Genomic DNA, 17,320 nt, shown 5'->3' on the forward strand with positions numbered 1-17,320 from the left:
GGGGCTGTCCTCTACTCGGGGGTTTCGTCGAGCGCGTGGCCCACCAGGGCCAGGAGGGTCTCGATCACGGAGATCCGGCGACGCGCGTCCATGATCATGACAGGTATGTGTCGCGGGATGGTCAAGGCCTCCCGCACATCCTCCGGCTCGAACAGCTCGCTGTCGTCGAAGTGGTTGACCGCGACCACGTACGGCAGCCCGGAGCTCTCGAAGTAGTCCAGTACCGGGAAGCAGTCCTTCAGCCGGCGTGTGTCGGCCATGACGACCGCGCCGATCGCGCCGCGCACGATGTCGTCCCACATGAACCAGAACCGCTGCTGGCCCGGCGTGCCGAACAGGTAGAGCACCAGGTCGTCGTCGAGCGTGAGGCGCCCGAAGTCCATGGCCACGGTGGTGGTGGTCTTGCCCGGTGTGGCGGTGAGGTCGTCGGTGGCCTCGCTCGCCTCGGTCATCAACGCCTCGGTCTGCAGGGGCGTGATCTCCGAGACGGCGGTGACCAGGGTGGTCTTGCCCACGCCGAAGCCGCCCGCCACCACGATCTTCGTGGCGATGGGGGCGCGGGTGCGGTCCGTCTCCCAGGCGTGCATGCTCGCGTCGGGCTGAACGAACGGGGATGTTGCGGAGACGCCGTGAGCGGCGTCAGAGACGACGGAGTCCACTCAGCACCCTTTCCAGCAGAGCTCGGTCCGGGCGGCCCGTGCCGTGGCCGGTTCCCGTTCCGTACACACGAATCTTTCCCTGGTCCGCGAGGTCGCTGAGGAGCACGCGGACCACGCCGAGCGGCATCTTCAGCAGCGCGGCGATCTCGGCCACCGTACGCATCCGGCGGCACAGTTCGACGATGGCCTGGAGCTCCGGCATCACGCGGGTGGAGAGGGAGCCGTTCGTCAGTTCCCGGCGCTCCTCCGGGGCCTCCAGCGCCGCCGTGCTCGCCACGAACGTCTCCACCAGGAGGACATGGCCGAACCGGGTGCGGCCGCCGGTGAGCGAGTAGGGGCGGACCCGGGCGGGTTTGCGGTCACCGCCGCGGACCGGAAGGTGATGCTTCGGCGTACTGCTCATCGGGCACTCCCCGTCGTCTGGGACCGCTCCAGGGAACTACGGAGCTCGCTGCGGAGTTCGGGCGTCAGGACGTGGCCGGCGCGGCCGACGAACAGGGCCATGTGGTACGCCACCACGCTCATGTCGCACTCCGCGGAGCCGTGGACGCCGAGCAGCGAGCCGTCGCTGATCGACATCACGAACAGGCTGCCCTCGTCCATCGCGACCATCGTGTGCCTGACCCCGCCGAAGTCCATCAGCTTGGCCGCGCCGACGGTGAGGCTGCCGATGCCGGAGACGATGGTGGCCAGGTCTGCGGCGGAGCCTCGGGGGCCGGTCCGCTTGGAACCGCGGGCCTGCAAGGCTTCCCTGGCCTGCCGGTTGCGGTGGTCGTCGGAGGAGAGCAGGAGCAGTCCGTCGGAGGAGACGACCGCGACCGAGAGGATGCCGGGTACCTCCTCGACGAGGTTGGTCAGCAGCCAGTGCAGGTTGCGGGCCTCACTGCTCAGCCCGATCAGTCCGAAGGTACTGGGAGCGGTCAACTGCTTGCCTCCTCGGCTGTGCCCCCCGTGGCTTCTTCGGATTCAGCTGGTCCTGATGTGCCGGTGGCCGGCCGCTTGTGCGAGGCCGTCTGCTCGGCGATCTCCGCCTCCACCTCGCGGTAGCCGGCCTGGGCGCCCTGGCGGAAGCCGCCGAGGCGGCGGCGGAGGGCCGCGGCGTCCACGGAGCCGCTGCGCTGGCGCGGGGCGGTCTCCGGGGCGGTGATCTTCGGGGTGCGCTTGGGCAGGCCCTTGTCGGTGACGCGTTCGTGCTCCGCGTCAGCCTCGGCTTCGCCTTCGGCGTGTTCGTTCCCACCCGCACCCCCCGTGCGGGTTTCGTAGTCGTGTGCAGGTGGCCCCTGCGGGACGGACTCGCCGTCGGCGGCTGCGGATTCGTGCCGCGTCGGCTCCGGTTCCGCCTGCGGCGCGGGCCGGGTCGCTCCCAGCGGTGCCGCGGCCGGTTCCGCCTGCGGCCCCGGGAGCAGCAGCTCCATCGTGGTCTCGGCAGGGGTTTCCGCCGGCGCCGCAGGTACTGCAGGTTCCGCAGGTTCCGCAGGTGCTGCCGGAGCTGCCGGAGCTGCCGGAGCTGCCGGAGCTGCCGGTTCAGGATGCTCCGTGGCCTCGTCCACAGCCCCCGCGATCTCCTCCCGCCGAACCGCCTTCTCCGCCAGCGTCACCAAGGGGTCCCCGCCGTTCGCGCGGCCGTGCAGGACGTTGGAGTTGGCCTCGGCGTCGGCGCCCGGGAAGGAGACGGTGTGGGTCGTGCCGGAGAGCGGTCCGGAGGCCGGGACGGCCGCGTGCGGGGCGGCCGCGAGGAGGGGGCGGGGCAGGACGACGACCGCCGCGACACCGCCCTGCTTCTGCTGGCGCAACTGCACGCGCACCCCGTGACGGTGGGCGAGGCGGGCCACGACGTACAGGCCGAGGCCGAGACCGTCCTCGCCCTCCTGGTCGTAGGGCGCCTCCGGGTCGAAGTCGGCGAGGCGGGAGTTCAGGCGCCCCAGCCGGTCCTCGGCCATGCCGATGCCCTCGTCCTGGACGGAGAGCATGACCTCGCCGTTCTCCAGCAGCCAGCCGGAGACCTCGACGGGCAGGTCGGGCGGGGAGAACGACGTGGCGTTCTCCATGAGTTCGGCCAGCAGATGGGAGAGGTCGTCCGCGGCGAACCCCGCTATGTGCGCGTGCGGCGGCAGCGCGGCGATACGGACCCGCTCATAGCGCTCGATCTCGCTCACCGCGGCACGGACGATGTCCACGAGCGGCACGGGCCCAGCGGCGTGCTGGACGTGCTCGGTACCGGCGAGGACCAGCAGGTTCTCGCTGTGCCGGCGCATGACCGTCGCGAAGTGGTCGAGCTTGAACAGGGTGGCGAGCCGGTCCGGATCCTGCTCGCGCTCCTCCAGGTTCTCGATGACGGCCAGTTGCCGCTCGACCAGTCCGAGGGTGCGCAGCGCGAGATTGACGAACGTGCCGCCGATGGCCGTGCGCACCCGCTCGAGCTGGGCGACGGACTCGGCGAGTTCGCCGCGCAGTTCCTCGCGTGCGTCGGCCATCTTCTGGCGCTGGCCGACGAGGTGCTTGCGGTCGGACTCCAGCGTGGTGATCCGCTCGGTCAGGGCGGCCGCGTGCGTGTGCAGGGCGTTGACGGAGCGGACGACCTGGGCGAACTCGTCGTTGCGGCCGGTGAACTTCACCGGCTCCTCGGCCACCGGGTCCGCGGCCTCGGCGAGGCGCTTCGACCCCAGCCGCAGGACCGCCAAGGGCCGGGTGAGGCTGCGGGCCATGCCCGTGGCGACACCGACGGCGAGCAGCATGAGGGCGCCGAGGACGGCGATGCGGATCTCCAGCGCGGTGACGTCGTCGTCGCGCAGCGCCTCGAGGTCCTTGGTGCTCCGGTTGTAGAGGGCGGACTCCACGCCGCGCATCAGGTCGACCCGGGCCGAGAGGGCCGTGTCCAGCCGCTTCGTGTTGGTGGAGAGCTCACCGCCCGCCAGCGTCGGCTGGTCGGTGAGGGTGGCGAGGTACTTCTCAGCGGAGTTGACCTCGGTGCCGGTGACCGTGGAGTCGAACGAGGTGCGGGCCGCCTTGGGCGCGGTGTCGCGGAAGTCGGCCAGCGCCGCGTCGGAGCGCAGCCGGGCCTGCTGGGCGGCGGCGCTCAGGGCGTCGCGCTGCCGGGCGTCGGCGTCGGAGGAGGTCTCGGTCGGCAGACCGGTGACGGGGTCGGTGACCGTCTCGCCGCGCGGCACGCTGAGGGCGGCGAGCAGCAGCCCGCGGGCCGCGGCGGCCTGCTGGACGGCGGAGTCCAGCTCGGCCCGGGCGTAGGCACCGGAGCCCGCGCGGGGCGGCGTCTGCTGCGCCAGCTGCTCGGCGAGCCGGTGGAGTTGGGTGATGGAGGTGGAGTACGCCTGGTGTGCTTCGAGCGCGCTGCTCTTGCCGGTGAGCGCCGCCCGGCGGACGGCGGCGATGTCGTCAAGGTCCGAGCGAAGCGAGTCGGGCGTGTCGGTGTCGGCCCGCAACTCCTCGACCTGCCGGTCCACGCGGGCGCTGCGCTGCTCGGAGGGCGCCTTGGCCTTGGGGCGGCCGGCCGCTATGTAGGAGGTGACGTCGTCGCGCTCGTCGGCGAGGGAGTGCGCGAGCCCGAGGGCGTCCTGCGTCTGCTCCGCGAGCGTCACCAGTTCCTGGGAGTCGTGGAGTTGCCCGGAGGCGGCCAGGACGGACGGGGTGCCGGCACCGGCTATGGCCGCGGCGACCACGGCTACGGCGACGATGAGCCGGTTGCGTACATGCGTGGGGCGGCCCTTGCCGGTGGGGGGCGTCGGCTCAGCGCCCTGAACGGGGGCCGTCTGCTTGCCTGTACGACGAGGCCGCGTCTTCTGCACCGGTGCTCGCATTCCTGACTCGTGAACCCATGGGCCCGGGTGACGTTCCGTCAACTGGCGCGCACTCCCGGTACGCTTCCCGACCCTCCCAGCGCCGGTGGGCAGCGCACGCGCATCACCTGACCCGCCACCCGAAGGAGTGAACCCCGGACGAGAGTTGAGGGGCAAGTTCCGCTGGCCCTTGCAGCGGCCTTGCGCGGCACGCCGGTTGGACGTCGGCGGCGGGCGGTGGCAATATTCGCCACCACGCCTTCCCGGGACAAAGCATTCCATCCCAAAACAGGCGTCTGACCTGCGCGGCTGCACCGTTCCCGCAATCATTGCCAGCCTTTTGCGACCCTTGTGAAGGGCTCGTGCAGACTGGCTGGATGCGCACTGAACTCGCCTCGGAGCCGGGAGACGCCGACCGCCCCAACGAGGACTTCGCCAGCGTCGGACTACCGGCCTCCGGACAGGGCGGTTCGGTCGTCGTCCTGGACGGCGTCACCCCCCCGAAGGGCGGGACGGGCTGTCTGCATTCCGTCCCCTGGTTCACCGCGCGCCTCGGCGGAGCTTTGACCGAACTGACCGTTTCACTCCCGGATGCTCCTCTGGTCGACGCCTTGTCCCGCGCCATCGCGCGTACCTCCGAGGCACACGCCGCAACCTGTGACCTTTCTCACCCCCGGACGCCGCAGGCCACGGTGGTCGTGGCCCGCTGGACCCCGGCCACGGTCGAGTACCTGGTGCTCTCGGACTCCGCGCTCCTGCTGGAGTCCCCCGACGGCGTGGTGACGCCCGTCCTCGACGACCGCCTCTCCCTCCTCCCCCGCTCGGCCCTGGCCACGGACGCGCTGGTGGACTCCACGGTCCGCAACAAGGAGGGAGGGTTCTTCACCGCGGCCGCCGATCCCTCGGTGGCCCGGCGGGCGGTGACCGGAACGGTGCCCCGCCATGAGGTACGCGCCCTGACCGCCCTGACGGACGGCGCCGGCCGCTGGGTGGAGAGGTTCGAGGAGGGTGACTGGACGGACTGCTTCCACCTCGTGCGCAAGGAGGGCCCCCAGGCACTGGTGGACCGCGTACGGGCGCTGGAACGGGGGGACACCGCCAGGACGTTCCTGGGCCGGAGCAAGACACATGACGACGCCACGGTCGTGTACGTGGAGTTTTAGGCCGTGTCCGGCCTGGGCGCCAGGGGTTACTTCTCCATGCCGCGGTTGAGCTGGTGCAGCAGTCGGGCCAGTTCCGTGACCTCGTGGGTGTCCCAGTCGGCCAGGCGGCCGGCGTAGCGGGCGCGGCGGGCCTCCCGCACCCGGCGGACGCGGTCTTGGCCCACCTGAGTGAGGGCGACGAGCCAGGCGCGGCCGTCGGCGGGGTCGGGCTCACGCGCCACCAGTCCGAGTTCCTCCAGGGCGCGCAGCTGGCGGGACATCGTGGCCTTGCCGACGCCGATGTAGGCGGCGAGCTCGGTGGCCCGCTGGCTGCCGCACTCGTCGAGCCGGACGAGGAGCCCGTACGCGGACGACTCCAGATCGGGGTGGACTTCGCGGGCCATCTCGCCCTGGTTGGCCCGAGCACGCCGCAGCAGCACGGTCAGCTCACGCTCCAGCGCGAGGAAGGCGGGCTGATCCACACCGCTCGCGGCCAGCGCGGATTCGCCTCCCGGCCCGTCGCCGTTCCCGTTGTCCTGCACGTCAGCCCCTGCCTCGGTTGTAGCCCCGTACTGATTTTCCGTCACCTGCCGTCATCCCCGCAGTTCGGCAAGTATTCCGCAGGTCACGGCGCCCTCGTACACAGGGCCACCACACGGTGAAGGCCCGGGCCTCCCTCACGAGAACCCGGGCCCCACCTGTCCGGCCACGTCCGTCACGCCGCGACCGGAACCTCCGGCGCCGCACCCGCGGTGGCGGGGGCGAGCGCCAGCTCCAGGACCTGGCGTACGTCGGTCACGGCGTGGACATCGAGCCTGTCCAGCACCTCGGCCGGGACGTCGTCCAGGTCGGGTTCGTTGCGCTTGGGGATGATCACGGTGGTGACCCCGGCGCGGTGCGCGGCCAGCAGCTTCTGCTTCACGCCGCCGATCGGCAGGACCCGCCCGGTCAGCGAGACCTCACCGGTCATCGCCACGTCCGTGCGGACCAGCCGGCCGGACAGCAGGGACGCGAGGGCCGTGGTCATCGTGATGCCGGCGCTGGGGCCGTCCTTGGGGACCGCGCCCGCCGGGAAGTGGATGTGCACGCCCCGGTCCTTCAGATCACCCACCGGCAGTTCGAGCTCGGCACCGCGGGAGCGCAGGAAGCTCAGCGCGATCTGCGCGGACTCCTTCATCACATCGCCCAGCTGGCCGGTCAGGGTCAGCCCGGCCGCGCCCGTCTCCGGGTCGGCCAGGGACGCCTCCACGTACAGCACGTCACCACCCGCTCCCGTCACGGCGAGCCCGGTCGCCACGCCCGGCACCGAGGTCCTGCGCTCCGCGGGCTCCTGCGCGGACTCGGGAACGTGATGCGGCCTGCCGATCAGTGCGCGCAGATCCTCGTCCGTGACGGTGTACGGCAGCTCCCGCTCGCCCAGTTCGTGCTGGGCCGCGACCTTGCGCAGCAGCCGCGCTACGGACCGCTCCAGGTTCCGGACGCCCGCCTCGCGGGTGTACTCACCGGCGAGCTTGCGCAGCGCGCCCTCGTCGACGGTCACCTCGTCCTCGGCGAGCCCGGCCCGCTCCAGCTGGCGCGGCAGCAGGTGATCGCGGGCGATGACGACCTTCTCGTCCTCGGTGTAGCCGTCCAGGCGGACGATCTCCATCCGGTCGGCCAGGGCCTCCGGGATCGCCTCCAGCACGTTGGCGGTCGCGAGGAAGACGACGTCCGACAGGTCCAGCTCGACCTCCAGGTAGTGGTCCCGGAAGGTGTGGTTCTGCGCCGGGTCGAGGACTTCGAGGAGGGCGGCGGCCGGGTCGCCCCGGAAGTCCGAGCCCACCTTGTCGATCTCGTCGAGCAGCACGACCGGGTTCATCGACCCGGCCTCCTTGATGGCCCGGACGACCCGGCCGGGCAGCGCGCCGACGTACGTACGCCGGTGGCCGCGGATCTCGGCCTCGTCGCGCACACCGCCGAGGGCGACCCGCACGAACTTCCGGCCCATCGCGTGGGCGACGGATTCTCCGAGGCTGGTCTTGCCGACGCCGGGCGGCCCCACGAGCGCGAGCACGGCACCACCGCGCCGCCCGCCGACCACGCCAAGACCTCGGTCGGTACGCCGCTTGCGCACCGCGAGGTACTCGGTGATCCGCTCCTTCACGTCCTCCAGGCCGGCGTGCTCGGCGTCGAGGACGGCCTGGGCGCCCTGGATGTCGTACGCGTCCTCGGTGCGCTCGTTCCACGGCATCTCCAGGACCGTGTCGAGCCAGGTGCGGATCCACGAGCCCTCGGGCGACTGGTCGGAGGACCGCTCCAGCTTGTCGACCTCCTTGAGCGCGGCCTCGCGGACGTTCTCCGGCAGGTCGGCGGCCTCCACGCGGGTGCGGTAGTCGTCGGACTCCTCGCCGTCCTGCTCGCCGTTCAGCTCACGCAGCTCCTTGCGGACGGCTTCCAGCTGACGCCGCAGCAGGAACTCGCGCTGCTGCTTGTCGACGCCTTCCTGGACGTCCTTGGCGATGGACTCGGCCACGTCCTGCTCGGCGAGGTGGTCGCGCAGGTGCTGGGTGGCGAGCTTCAGACGGGCCACCGGGTCGGTGGTCTCCAGCAGCTCGATCTTCTGGTCGGTGGTCAGGAACGGCGAGTAGCCGGAGTTGTCGGCGAGCGCCGAGACGTCGTCGATGGCCTGGACCCGGTCGACGACCTGCCACGCGCCGCGGTTGCGCAGCCATGCGGTGGCGAGGGCCTTGTATTCCTTGACCAGTTCGGTGACCTGGCCTGGCAGCGGCTCCGGCACGGTCTCGTCGAGGCGGGTGCCCTCGACCCACAGGGCGGCACCGGGACCCGTGGTCCCCGCACCGATGCGCACCCGGCCCCGGCCACGGATCAGGGCACCCGGGTCGCCGTCGGCGAGCCTGCCGACCTGCTCGACGGTGCCGAGGACACCGGTGTTCGCGTAGGTCCCGTCGATCCGTGGCACCAGGAGTACCTGGGGCTTTCCGGGCGTTGACCTGGCAGCGGCCTGAGCGGCCTCCACCGCGGCACGGACCTCGGAGTCACTCAGATCCAGCGGGACCACCATCCCGGGCAGCACGACCTCGCCGTCGAGCGGCAGCACGGGCAGGGTGAGCGGTGTGAACGCCTTGGACTCAGCAGCCATGATCTCCCCTTCGGCAATCAAGTTGAGCTATGCCGACTCAATGCTCGGGGGCGGCCGGATGTTCCCCGATCACCGTTCGCTGTGAGCGATCACCTGTGACGCCGATGGTGGGGCGGCGCGTAAGGTCAGTCCGAGTAATAGCCCATAGGCGAGATTGCCTATTACGAGGGGAGGCGGCGTGGAAGCGACCGTGCAGGCGTGGGTGGACGGATGGATCGTGTCGCGGGGTGCGGCTCCGCCCGTGACCGAGCCGTGGGGCTGCACGATCGACGTGGGGGCGATCGGCCATGTCACGCGGCACGTGTTCGGCGCGACCGGCGACGACCTCGACGAGACGGCCGTGCGCAAGGTGGCCGCCGCGGTGACCGGGGCCGGGGTGTGGCTGAAGGCGTTCCGGGACCCGTCCGTGGTCGTCGGCTGGCTGGACGACAGCTGGTGGATCGATCCCGAGCCGGGCTACCTGATGACGGTCCCGCTGGCAGCGGACGACACACCGGACGTTCCCGACGGCTACCGGCTGCGCACCTGGTCCCGCGGCGGAGTGACGCGCGTGCTGGTCGCCGCGCCGGACGGTTCCCTGGCGGCGCGCGGCCAGATCGCCCCGACGGGCGCGACCGCCGTCGCCGACCAGATCGAGACGGCCCCCGAGCATCGCCGCAGAGGGCTCGGCAGTCTCATCATGCGGACGTTGCAGAACGCCGCCCGCCGGCAGGGAGCACGGACCGGTGTCCTGTCCGGCACGCCTGCGGGGAGGGGGCTGTACGAGGCGTTGGGCTGGGAGGTGGTGGCACTGCTGACCAGCGCGAAGCACTGCCCTCCGGCCGGGACCTCAGAGGCCGGATGAGGGAGCTCGCCTCGCCCGCCACCGCCGGAGCACCGGCCAGGTCGCGACGCCGATGGCCAGGGCGATCAGGTGCCCCCAGTTCGTCATCGGGTCGGTGAAGGCGAGGAGGTCCTGGAGCAGCATCCCGCCGAAGACGGCCAGCAGCGGCACGCGCGACCAGAGCGGCAGCAGGCCGGCCAGGGCGCCCGTGCCGGCGGCGACGCCGAAGCTGACGCCGTAGTCGAGGCGGTGCAGCGAACTGTCGGGGAGGTGCCCGGCCAGCACCGCGAGCCCCACCGGGACCTCGGTCGCCAGGGTGGCCAGGACGTGCCCGAGCAGGAAGACACCGGCCGTGCGCAGGCCCCCGATCCGCCGTTCCAGCGCGGTCAGCACCAGCACGAACCCGATCGTGAACGGCGAGGCCACCCCGCCCGCGACCCACAGCGCACTGCCGACCAGCACCGGCCCCGGCATCCGCACCAGGTGCGCCACATCGGTGCTGGAGCCCTGGAGCAGGGCGTGAACCAGCGCGGGGTCCGCGTACGCGTAGATCAGCGAGGTGACACAGAGCACCACCGCGTACCCGAACGTGAACGGCGTACCCGTGGGCGTGGGCAGCAGCCGCCAGGGCCGTAGCGCCCGGAGCCGGGGCACCTTCACCGGGACGGACTCCCGTACGCCCGCACCCACGCTCTCTCGCGGGCCCCGCTGTCTCGGGACCCCTTCCAGCAGCCCCGACACGTCGGAAACGGGCGCGCCCGCCGGCGCCGTCGCGGCCGTCTCGTCTGGCGGCGCGGTGCGTTCCAAAACGGGCACTCCTTCCGTCATGTCCCAGCCTTCGCCCACCTCTACCCCACTGTCTGTGACCGGCGCCACGCGAGAGCCGATTCACAGCAACCTGAAAGCCGCGTACCGCGTCCCCCGCCGGACGCTCCGTAATTCTTGGCGCCGGACACCCCGCACCTGCCAGGATGCTCCGATGCCCACCTCGAACGACCCGCCCGATGTACTGGACCGTCGCGAGGGCCCGCACGGCGAGGTCGTGCTGCGGCGGCACGGCGACCGGCTGGAGATCATCGCGAACGGCTGCTTCCTGATGGACACCTCCGACGGCCGCTCGGAGCGGCGGCTGGTCGACGCGGCCCTGGAGGCCCTGGACGGCCGGGCCCGCCCGGAGGTGCTGATCGGCGGACTCGGCGTCGGCTTCTCCCTCGCCCACGCGGCGGCGGACCCCCGCTGGGGAGGGATCGCGGTCGTGGAACGCGAGCGCGCGATTGTCGAATGGCACCTCGGCGGTGCGCTCTCCGCGTTCTCCGCCGAGGCCCTTGCCGACCCCCGCGCGAAAATCGTCGAAGCCGATCTCGTGACGTACGTCAATGAGACATCCGACACGTTCGACGCCCTGTGTCTCGACATCGACAACGGCCCCGGCTGGACCGTCACGGAGGGCAACGGAAATCTCTACTCGGACGCCGGACTGGCAAGCTGCGCACGGGTGTTGAGACCCGGCGGGGTGCTCGCCGTCTGGTCCGCCCAACCCTCGCCGGAATTCGAAGAAACCTTGCGGAATGCCGGGTTCCAACGGGTGCGTACCGAAGAGATCCCGGTTGCCCGGGGCGTTCCGGACGTCGTACACCTCGGCATCCGCCCTGGATAGCAAAGGTGTGCTGACTCCCCGTACGCTGCTCCTCTGACGCCGATCATTCAAGCGTCAATCGCAACCATGCGCAGGCATAGCCAGTCAGACGGATCACCCCACTGATTCCGGAAAGCACACCCCAGGGGCGGGCGATGGAGCAGACACAGACCTCCCACAACGGTTCGGCGACGGCTACTCCGGGCGCGCAGCGCCGGGTTCTCGTCGTCGAGGACGACGCCACGATCGTGGACGCCATCGCGACCCGCCTGCGTGCCGAGGGATTCCTCGTGCAAACGGCGGGCGACGGTCCGGCAGCGGTCGACACGGCCGAGGCCTGGCAACCCGACCTGCTGATCCTCGACATCATGCTGCCCGGCTTCGACGGTCTGGAGGTCTGCCGGCGCGTGCAGGCCGCCCGGCCGGTGCCGGTGATGATGCTCACCGCGCGCGACGACGAGACCGACATGCTGGTCGGGCTGGGCGTCGGCGCCGACGACTACATGACGAAGCCGTTCTCGATGCGGGAGCTGGCGGCGCGTGTGCACGTGCTGCTGCGCCGCGTGGAGCGTGCCGCGCTGGCCGCCGCGACGCCGCGCAGCGGCATCCTGCGCCTCGGCGAGCTGGAGATCGACCACGCGCAGCGACGCGTGCGGGTGCGGAGTGAGGATGTTCACCTCACGCCGACCGAGTTCGACCTGCTGGTCTGCCTGGCGAACACCCCGCGCGCGGTGCTCTCGCGCGAGCAGCTGCTCGCCGAGGTCTGGGACTGGGCGGACGCCTCCGGCACCCGGACCGTCGACAGCCACATCAAGGCGCTGCGCCGGAAGATCGGCGCCGAGCGGATCCGTACGGTGCACGGCGTGGGCTACGCCCTGGAGACCCCGACGCCATGAGCGGCGGGCCGGCCGCACGGAGAAACCCCGGGGAGCCGGAACCCTGGGGCGGGGTGAGCCCGTTCTCGATCAAGACCAAGCTGGGCGCGCTGGTCGTCATCTCGGTGCTGATCACCACAGGTCTGTCGGTGATCGCGGTGCACACGAAGACGGAGCTGCGCTTCATCACGGTGTTCTCGATGATCGCCACACTTCTCATCACGCAGTTCGTGGCCCATTCGCTCACCGCGCCGCTGGACGAGATGACCGCGGTGGCCCGCTCCATCTCGCAGGGCGACTACACCCGCCGGGTGCGGGACAACCGCCGAGACGAGCTGGGCGACCTGGCGGTGACGATCAACGCCATGGCCGACGAGCTGGAGGCCCAGGACCGCCAGCGCAAGGAGCTGGTGGCGAATGTCTCGCACGAGCTGCGCACACCCATCGCCGGTCTGCGCGCGGTGCTGGAGAACATCGTCGACGGCGTCACACAGGCCGACCCGGAGACGATGCGCACGGCCCTGAAGCAGACCGAGCGGCTCGGTCGGCTGGTGGAGACGCTGCTGGACCTGTCCCGCCTGGACAACGGCGTCGTACCGCTGAAACAGCGGCGCTTCGAGGTGTGGCCGTATCTGTCGGGCGTGCTGAAGGAGGCCAACATGGTCGCCTCCGTGCGCGCGGGCATCGCCACCGGCTCGGGCAGTCACACCCGTACGGACGTCCATCTGCACCTCGACGTCTCCCCGCCGGAGTTGACCGCGCACGCCGACCCGGAGCGCATCCATCAAGTCGTGGCCAACCTCATCGACAACGCGGTCAAGCACAGCCCGCCGCACGGCCGTGTGACGGTCAAGGCGCGGCGCGGCACGCTGCCGGAGTCGCTGGAGCTTGAGGTACTCGACGAGGGCCCCGGCATTCCGAAGTCCGAGTGGCACCGCGTCTTCGAGCGGTTCAACCGCGGCAGCGCCAAGCGGCCCCCGGGGTCGGGCAGCGACGGCGGCACAGGTCTCGGCCTCGCCATCGCCCGCTGGGCGGTGGATCTGCATGGCGGTCGGATCGGAGTGGCCGAATCCGAGCGAGGTTGCCGGATTCTTGTCACTCTTCCGGGACTTCCATCTGTGCCAAGTTGACGTAAAGTTCGAAGCGGAGCCTCAAGATCCACGGGCGTCCGCGCTGACGGACACGTGTGATCAGGCACAGACCCGCGCCGTCGGCGCCCCGGGTGCCGCTCCCCCCTTCCCTCCTTAAGCGGAACCACGCTTGTTTCCCGCCATTTCAAGCCCCGAAACACTCTTTGAAGTGTGACTTGCGTGACGTTGAACGGGCCCGGCCTGACCTTCGCGGTCCGGGAGGCGTAGCCTTGATTCCCGCTGTCCATCATCTTGTGAAGCGGAAGAGGGCGGTTGCCGCCGTGTCGCCACAGTCCCCCAGTAACTCGAGCATCTCGACCGACACCGACCAAGCGGGGAAGAACCCTGCCGCGTCGTTCGGTGCCAACGAGTGGCTCGTCGACGAGATCTATCAGCAGTACCTCCAGGACCCGAATTCCGTAGACCGAGCCTGGTGGGACTTCTTCGCCGACTACAAGCCAGGGGCGGCCGCCGCCCCGGCTCCGGCGGGTACCGCGGCCGCGGGGGCCGCGGGGACCACCACCGCTCAGCCCGCGGCCCAGGCCGCCCCCGCCCCGGCCGCGGCCCCCACCCCGGCGGCCGAGAAGCCCGCCGCCGCGCCGGCTCCCGCCCAGACGAAGCCCGCCGCGCAGGCCCCGGCTCAGGCCGCCGCTCCGGCGAAGGCCGCTCCGGCCCCGGCCAAGCCGGCCGCCGCCGCGAAGCCGAAGGCCGAGCCCGCAGGTGAGGCCCCCTCGGGCCCCGAGCAGGTCGTGCTGCGCGGCCCCGCCGCCGCGGTCGCGAAGAACATGAACGCCTCCCTGGAGGTGCCCACGGCCACGTCCGTGCGCGCGGTCCCGGTGAAGCTGCTCTTCGACAACCGCATCGTCATCAACAACCACCTGAAGCGTGCCCGGGGCGGGAAGATCTCCTTCACGCACTTGATCGGCTACGCGATGGTGCAGGCCATCAAGGCCATGCCGTCGATGAACTACTCCTTCACGGAGAAGGACGGCAAGCCGACCCTGGTCAAGCCGGAGCACGTCAACTTCGGCCTCGCCATCGACCTGGTCAAGCCCAACGGCGACCGCCAGCTCGTGGTCGCGGGCATCAAGAAGGCCGAGACGCTGAACTTCTTCGAGTTCTGGCAGGCCTACGAGGACATCGTCCGCCGCGCCCGCGACGGCAAGCTGGGCATGGACGACTTCACCGGCGTGACGGTCTCCCTGACCAACCCCGGCGGCCTCGGCACGGTCCACTCGGTGCCGCGTCTGATGCCCGGCCAGTCGGTGATCATGGGCGTCGGCTCCATGGACTACCCGGCGGAGTTCCAGGGCACCTCCCAGGACACCCTGAACAAGCTCGGCATCTCGAAGGTCATGACGCTCACGTCGACCTACGACCACCGGGTGATCCAGGGCGCCGCCTCCGGCGAGTTCCTGCGGATCGTCGCCAACCTCCTCCTCGGTGAGAACGGCTTCTACGACGACATCTTCGAGGCGCTGCGCATCCCCTACGAGCCGGTCCGCTGGCTCAAGGACATCGACGCCTCGCACGACGACGACGTCACGAAGCCCGCCCGGGTCTTCGAGCTGATCCACTCCTACCGGGTCCGCGGCCACGTCATGGCCGACACCGACCCGCTGGAGTACCAGCAGCGCAAGCACCCCGACCTGGACATCACCGAGCACGGGCTCACCCTGTGGGACCTGGAGCGCGAGTTCGCCGTCGGCGGCTTCGCGGGCAAGTCCCTCATGAAGCTGCGCGACATCCTCGGCGTGCTGCGCGACTCGTACTGCCGCACCACCGGCGTCGAGTTCATGCACATCCAGGACCCCAAGCAGCGCAAGTGGATCCAGGACCGCATCGAGCGCTCGCACACCAAGCCGGAGCGCGAGGAGCAGCTGCGCATCCTGCGCCGGCTGAACGCCGCCGAGGCCTTCGAGACCTTCCTGCAGACGAAGTACGTCGGCCAGAAGCGCTTCTCCCTGGAGGGCGGCGAGTCCGTCATCCCGCTGCTGGACGCGGTCCTGGACAGCGCGGCGGAGTCCCGCCTCGACGAGGTCGTCGTCGGCATGGCCCACCGCGGCCGGCTGAACGTCCTGGCGAACATCGTCGGCAAGTCGTACGCGCAGATCTTCCGCGAGTTCGAGGGCAACCTCGACCCGAAGTCGATGCACGGCTCCGGCGACGTGAAGTACCACCTGGGCGCCGAGGGCACCTTCACCGGCCTGGACGGCGAGCAGATCAAGGTCTCGCTCACCGCCAACCCCTCGCACCTGGAGGCGGTGGACCCGGTCCTGGAAGGCGTCTCGCGCGCCAAGCAGGACATCATCAACAAGGGCGGCACCGACTTCACGGTCCTGCCGGTGGCGATCCACGGCGACGCGGCCTTCGCGGGCCAGGGCGTGGTGGCCGAGACCCTGAACATGTCGCAGCTGCGCGGCTACCGCACCGGCGGCACGGTCCACATCGTCATCAACAACCAGGTCGGCTTCACGGCCGCCCCGGAGTCCTCGCGCTCGTCGATGTACGCGACGGACGTGGCCCGCATGATCGAGGCCCCGATCTTCCACGTGAACGGCGACGACCCGGAGGCCGTGGTCCGCGTCGCGCGGCTCGCCTTCGAGTTCCGCCAGGCGTTCAACAAGGACGTGGTGATCGACCTCATCTGCTACCGCCGCCGCGGTCACAACGAGTCGGACAACCCGGCCTTCACCCAGCCGCTGATGTACGACCTGATCGACAAGAAGCGCTCGGTGCGCAAGCTGTACACCGAGTCGCTCATCGGTCGCGGCGACATCACCCTGGAAGAGGCCGAGCAGGCGCTGCAGGACTACCAGGGCCAGCTGGAGAAGGTCTTCACGGAGGTCCGCGAGGCCACCTCGCAGCCGGCGTCCGTGGAGCCGTCCGACCCGCAGGCCGAGTTCCCGGTCGCCGTGAACACCGCGGTGACCTCGGAGGTCGTCAAGCGGATCGCCGAGTCCCAGGTCAACATCCCCGACCACATCACCGTCCACCCGCGTCTGCTGCCGCAGCTGCAGCGCCGGGCGTCGATGGTCGAGGACGGCACGATCGACTGGGGCATGGGCGAGACCCTCGCCATCGGCTCCCTCCTGCTGGAGGGCGTCCCGGTCCGCCTGGCGGGCCAGGACTCGCAGCGCGGCACGTTCGGCCAGCGCCACGCGGTCATCATCGACCGCACCACGGGCGACGAGTACACGCCGCTGCAGTACCTCTCCGAGGACCAGGCACGGCTGAACGTCTACAACTCCCTCCTCTCCGAGTACGCGGCGATGGGCTTCGAGTACGGCTACTCGCTGGCCCGCCCGAACGCGCTCGTGATGTGGGAGGCGCAGTTCGGCGACTTCGTCAACGGCGCCCAGACGGTCGTGGACGAGTTCATCTCGTCGGCCGAGCAGAAGTGGGCCCAGACGTCCGGCGTCGTCCTGCTCCTGCCGCACGGCTACGAGGGCCAGGGCCCGGACCACTCCTCGGCCCGCCCGGAGCGCTTCCTGCAGCTCTGCGCCCAGAACAACATGACGGTCGCCACGCCGACGTCGCCGTCGAACTACTTCCACCTCCTGCGGTGGCAGGTGCACAACCCGCACCACAAGCCGCTGGTGGTCTTCACGCCGAAGTCGATGCTGCGCCTGAAGGCGGCGGCCGCGAAGGCGGAGGAGTTCACGACGGGCCAGTTCCAGCCGGTCATCGGCGACGCGTCGGTCGACCCGGCCGCGGTCAAGAAGGTCGTCTTCTGCGCCGGCAAGGTCTACTACGACCTGGACGCCGAGCGTCAGAAGCGCGGCGTCACGGACACGGCGATCATCCGCATCGAGCGCCTGTACCCGCTGCCGGGTGCCGAGCTCCAGGCGGAGATCAAGAAGTACCCGAACGCCGAGAAGTACCTGTGGGCCCAGGAGGAGCCGGCGAACCAGGGTGCCTGGCCGTTCATCGCGCTCAACCTGATCGACCACCTGGACCTGGCGGTCGGCGCCGACGTCCCGCACGGCGAGCGCCTGCGCCGCATCTCGCGCCCGCACGGCTCGTCCCCGGCGGTCGGTTCCGCGAAGCGGCACCAGGCCGAGCAGGAGCAGTTGGTGCGTGAGGTGTTCGAGGCGTAACCGCCCTCGCGCGTCGTAAGCGGCC

13 protein-coding genes are annotated in these 17,320 nt (G+C 70.7%); 6 read left to right on the top strand and 7 right to left on the bottom strand.

What is annotated here, in order from left to right; all coding sequences use genetic code 11:
* Positions 1 to 11: 11 nt before the first annotated feature.
* The 4 genes from OG542_RS12970 to OG542_RS12985 are packed head-to-tail and all read right to left on the bottom strand — an operon-like array spanning position 12 to position 4,471.
* Complete coding sequence (locus OG542_RS12970) at positions 12 to 659, bottom strand: GTP-binding protein (protein ID WP_261683653.1); 648 nt, start codon at positions 657 to 659, stop codon at positions 12 to 14.
* The gene (locus tag OG542_RS12975; RefSeq protein WP_184590510.1) at positions 640 to 1,062 is read right to left on the bottom strand and encodes a DUF742 domain-containing protein; all 423 of its coding nucleotides are present in this window, start codon (positions 1,060 to 1,062) and stop codon (positions 640 to 642) included. The genes OG542_RS12970 and OG542_RS12975 overlap by 20 nt, the downstream gene beginning before the upstream one ends.
* Positions 1,059 to 1,583, bottom strand: a complete 525-nt coding sequence (locus OG542_RS12980; RefSeq protein WP_261683652.1) for a roadblock/LC7 domain-containing protein — start codon at positions 1,581 to 1,583, stop codon at positions 1,059 to 1,061. The genes OG542_RS12975 and OG542_RS12980 overlap by 4 nt, the downstream gene beginning before the upstream one ends.
* Complete coding sequence (locus tag OG542_RS12985; protein ID WP_408057750.1) at positions 1,580 to 4,471, bottom strand: sensor histidine kinase; 2,892 nt, start codon at positions 4,469 to 4,471, stop codon at positions 1,580 to 1,582. Before OG542_RS12985 ends, OG542_RS12980 begins: the two co-directional genes overlap by 4 nt.
* Before the next feature lie 356 nt (positions 4,472 to 4,827).
* Here OG542_RS12985 and OG542_RS12990 point away from each other — a divergent pair, with 356 nt between their 5' ends.
* Positions 4,828 to 5,613 (top strand): protein phosphatase 2C domain-containing protein, encoded by a 786-nt coding sequence (locus OG542_RS12990; RefSeq protein ID WP_311127721.1) that lies wholly within the window; start codon positions 4,828 to 4,830, stop codon positions 5,611 to 5,613.
* A 26-nt stretch (positions 5,614 to 5,639) separates the two neighbouring features.
* Here the strand turns inward: OG542_RS12990 and OG542_RS12995 are convergent, their stop codons facing one another.
* Positions 5,640 to 6,134 carry a MarR family winged helix-turn-helix transcriptional regulator gene (locus tag OG542_RS12995; RefSeq protein WP_311127720.1) on the bottom strand — a complete coding sequence of 165 codons (495 nt, stop codon included), beginning with the start codon at positions 6,132 to 6,134 and terminating at the stop codon, positions 5,640 to 5,642.
* Positions 6,135 to 6,307: 173 nt separating this feature from the next.
* Positions 6,308 to 8,731 (bottom strand): endopeptidase La, encoded by a 2,424-nt coding sequence (lon, locus tag OG542_RS13000; protein ID WP_311127719.1) that lies wholly within the window; start codon positions 8,729 to 8,731, stop codon positions 6,308 to 6,310.
* A 178-nt stretch (positions 8,732 to 8,909) separates the two neighbouring features.
* Here lon and OG542_RS13005 point away from each other — a divergent pair, with 178 nt between their 5' ends.
* Entirely contained in the window at positions 8,910 to 9,575 is a 666-nt protein-coding gene (locus tag OG542_RS13005) for a GNAT family N-acetyltransferase (RefSeq protein WP_328410827.1), read from the top strand.
* Here the strand turns inward: OG542_RS13005 and OG542_RS13010 are convergent.
* Entirely contained in the window at positions 9,561 to 10,361 is an 801-nt protein-coding gene (locus tag OG542_RS13010; RefSeq protein ID WP_311127717.1) for a rhomboid-like protein, read from the bottom strand. The two genes, OG542_RS13005 and OG542_RS13010, sit on opposite strands and share 15 nt — an antisense overlap.
* Before the next feature lie 172 nt (positions 10,362 to 10,533).
* Between OG542_RS13010 and OG542_RS13015 the strand changes: the two genes are divergently transcribed.
* From OG542_RS13015 to OG542_RS13030, 4 genes are all read left to right on the top strand, one after another.
* Positions 10,534 to 11,211 (top strand): spermidine synthase family protein, encoded by a 678-nt coding sequence (locus tag OG542_RS13015; protein ID WP_328410830.1) that lies wholly within the window; start codon positions 10,534 to 10,536, stop codon positions 11,209 to 11,211.
* 134 nt (positions 11,212 to 11,345) lie between these two features.
* Positions 11,346 to 12,086, top strand: coding sequence for a response regulator transcription factor (locus tag OG542_RS13020; protein ID WP_184590528.1), 741 nt, complete (start codon positions 11,346 to 11,348; stop codon positions 12,084 to 12,086).
* Positions 12,083 to 13,195: a sensor histidine kinase gene (locus tag OG542_RS13025; protein ID WP_193481006.1), complete on the top strand. Its 1,113-nt coding sequence runs from the start codon at positions 12,083 to 12,085 to the stop codon at positions 13,193 to 13,195. The genes OG542_RS13020 and OG542_RS13025 overlap by 4 nt, the downstream gene beginning before the upstream one ends.
* A 281-nt stretch (positions 13,196 to 13,476) precedes the next feature.
* Positions 13,477 to 17,295, top strand: coding sequence for a multifunctional oxoglutarate decarboxylase/oxoglutarate dehydrogenase thiamine pyrophosphate-binding subunit/dihydrolipoyllysine-residue succinyltransferase subunit (locus OG542_RS13030; protein ID WP_311127714.1), 3,819 nt, complete (start codon positions 13,477 to 13,479; stop codon positions 17,293 to 17,295).
* Positions 17,296 to 17,320 lie beyond the last annotated feature (25 nt).

This window comes from Streptomyces violaceus, from assembly GCF_036014075.1.
GTDB lineage: Bacteria > Actinomycetota > Actinomycetes > Streptomycetales > Streptomycetaceae > Streptomyces > Streptomyces violaceus.

Bases quoted from the DNA above. Each gene is read 5' to 3' on its own strand.
- OG542_RS12975 (WP_184590510.1), bottom strand. From the start codon at position 1,062: ATGAGCAGTACGCCGAAGCATCACCTTCCGGTCCGCGGCGGTGACCGC.
- OG542_RS12985 (WP_408057750.1), bottom strand. From the start codon at position 4,471: ATGCGAGCACCGGTGCAGAAGACGCGGCCTCGTCGTACAGGCAAGCAG.
- OG542_RS12990 (WP_311127721.1), top strand. From the start codon at position 4,828: ATGCGCACTGAACTCGCCTCGGAGCCGGGAGACGCCGACCGCCCCAAC.
- lon (WP_311127719.1), bottom strand. From the start codon at position 8,731: ATGGCTGCTGAGTCCAAGGCGTTCACACCGCTCACCCTGCCCGTGCTG.
- OG542_RS13015 (WP_328410830.1), top strand. From the start codon at position 10,534: ATGCCCACCTCGAACGACCCGCCCGATGTACTGGACCGTCGCGAGGGC.
- OG542_RS13020 (WP_184590528.1), top strand. From the start codon at position 11,346: ATGGAGCAGACACAGACCTCCCACAACGGTTCGGCGACGGCTACTCCG.
- OG542_RS13025 (WP_193481006.1), top strand. From the start codon at position 12,083: ATGAGCGGCGGGCCGGCCGCACGGAGAAACCCCGGGGAGCCGGAACCC.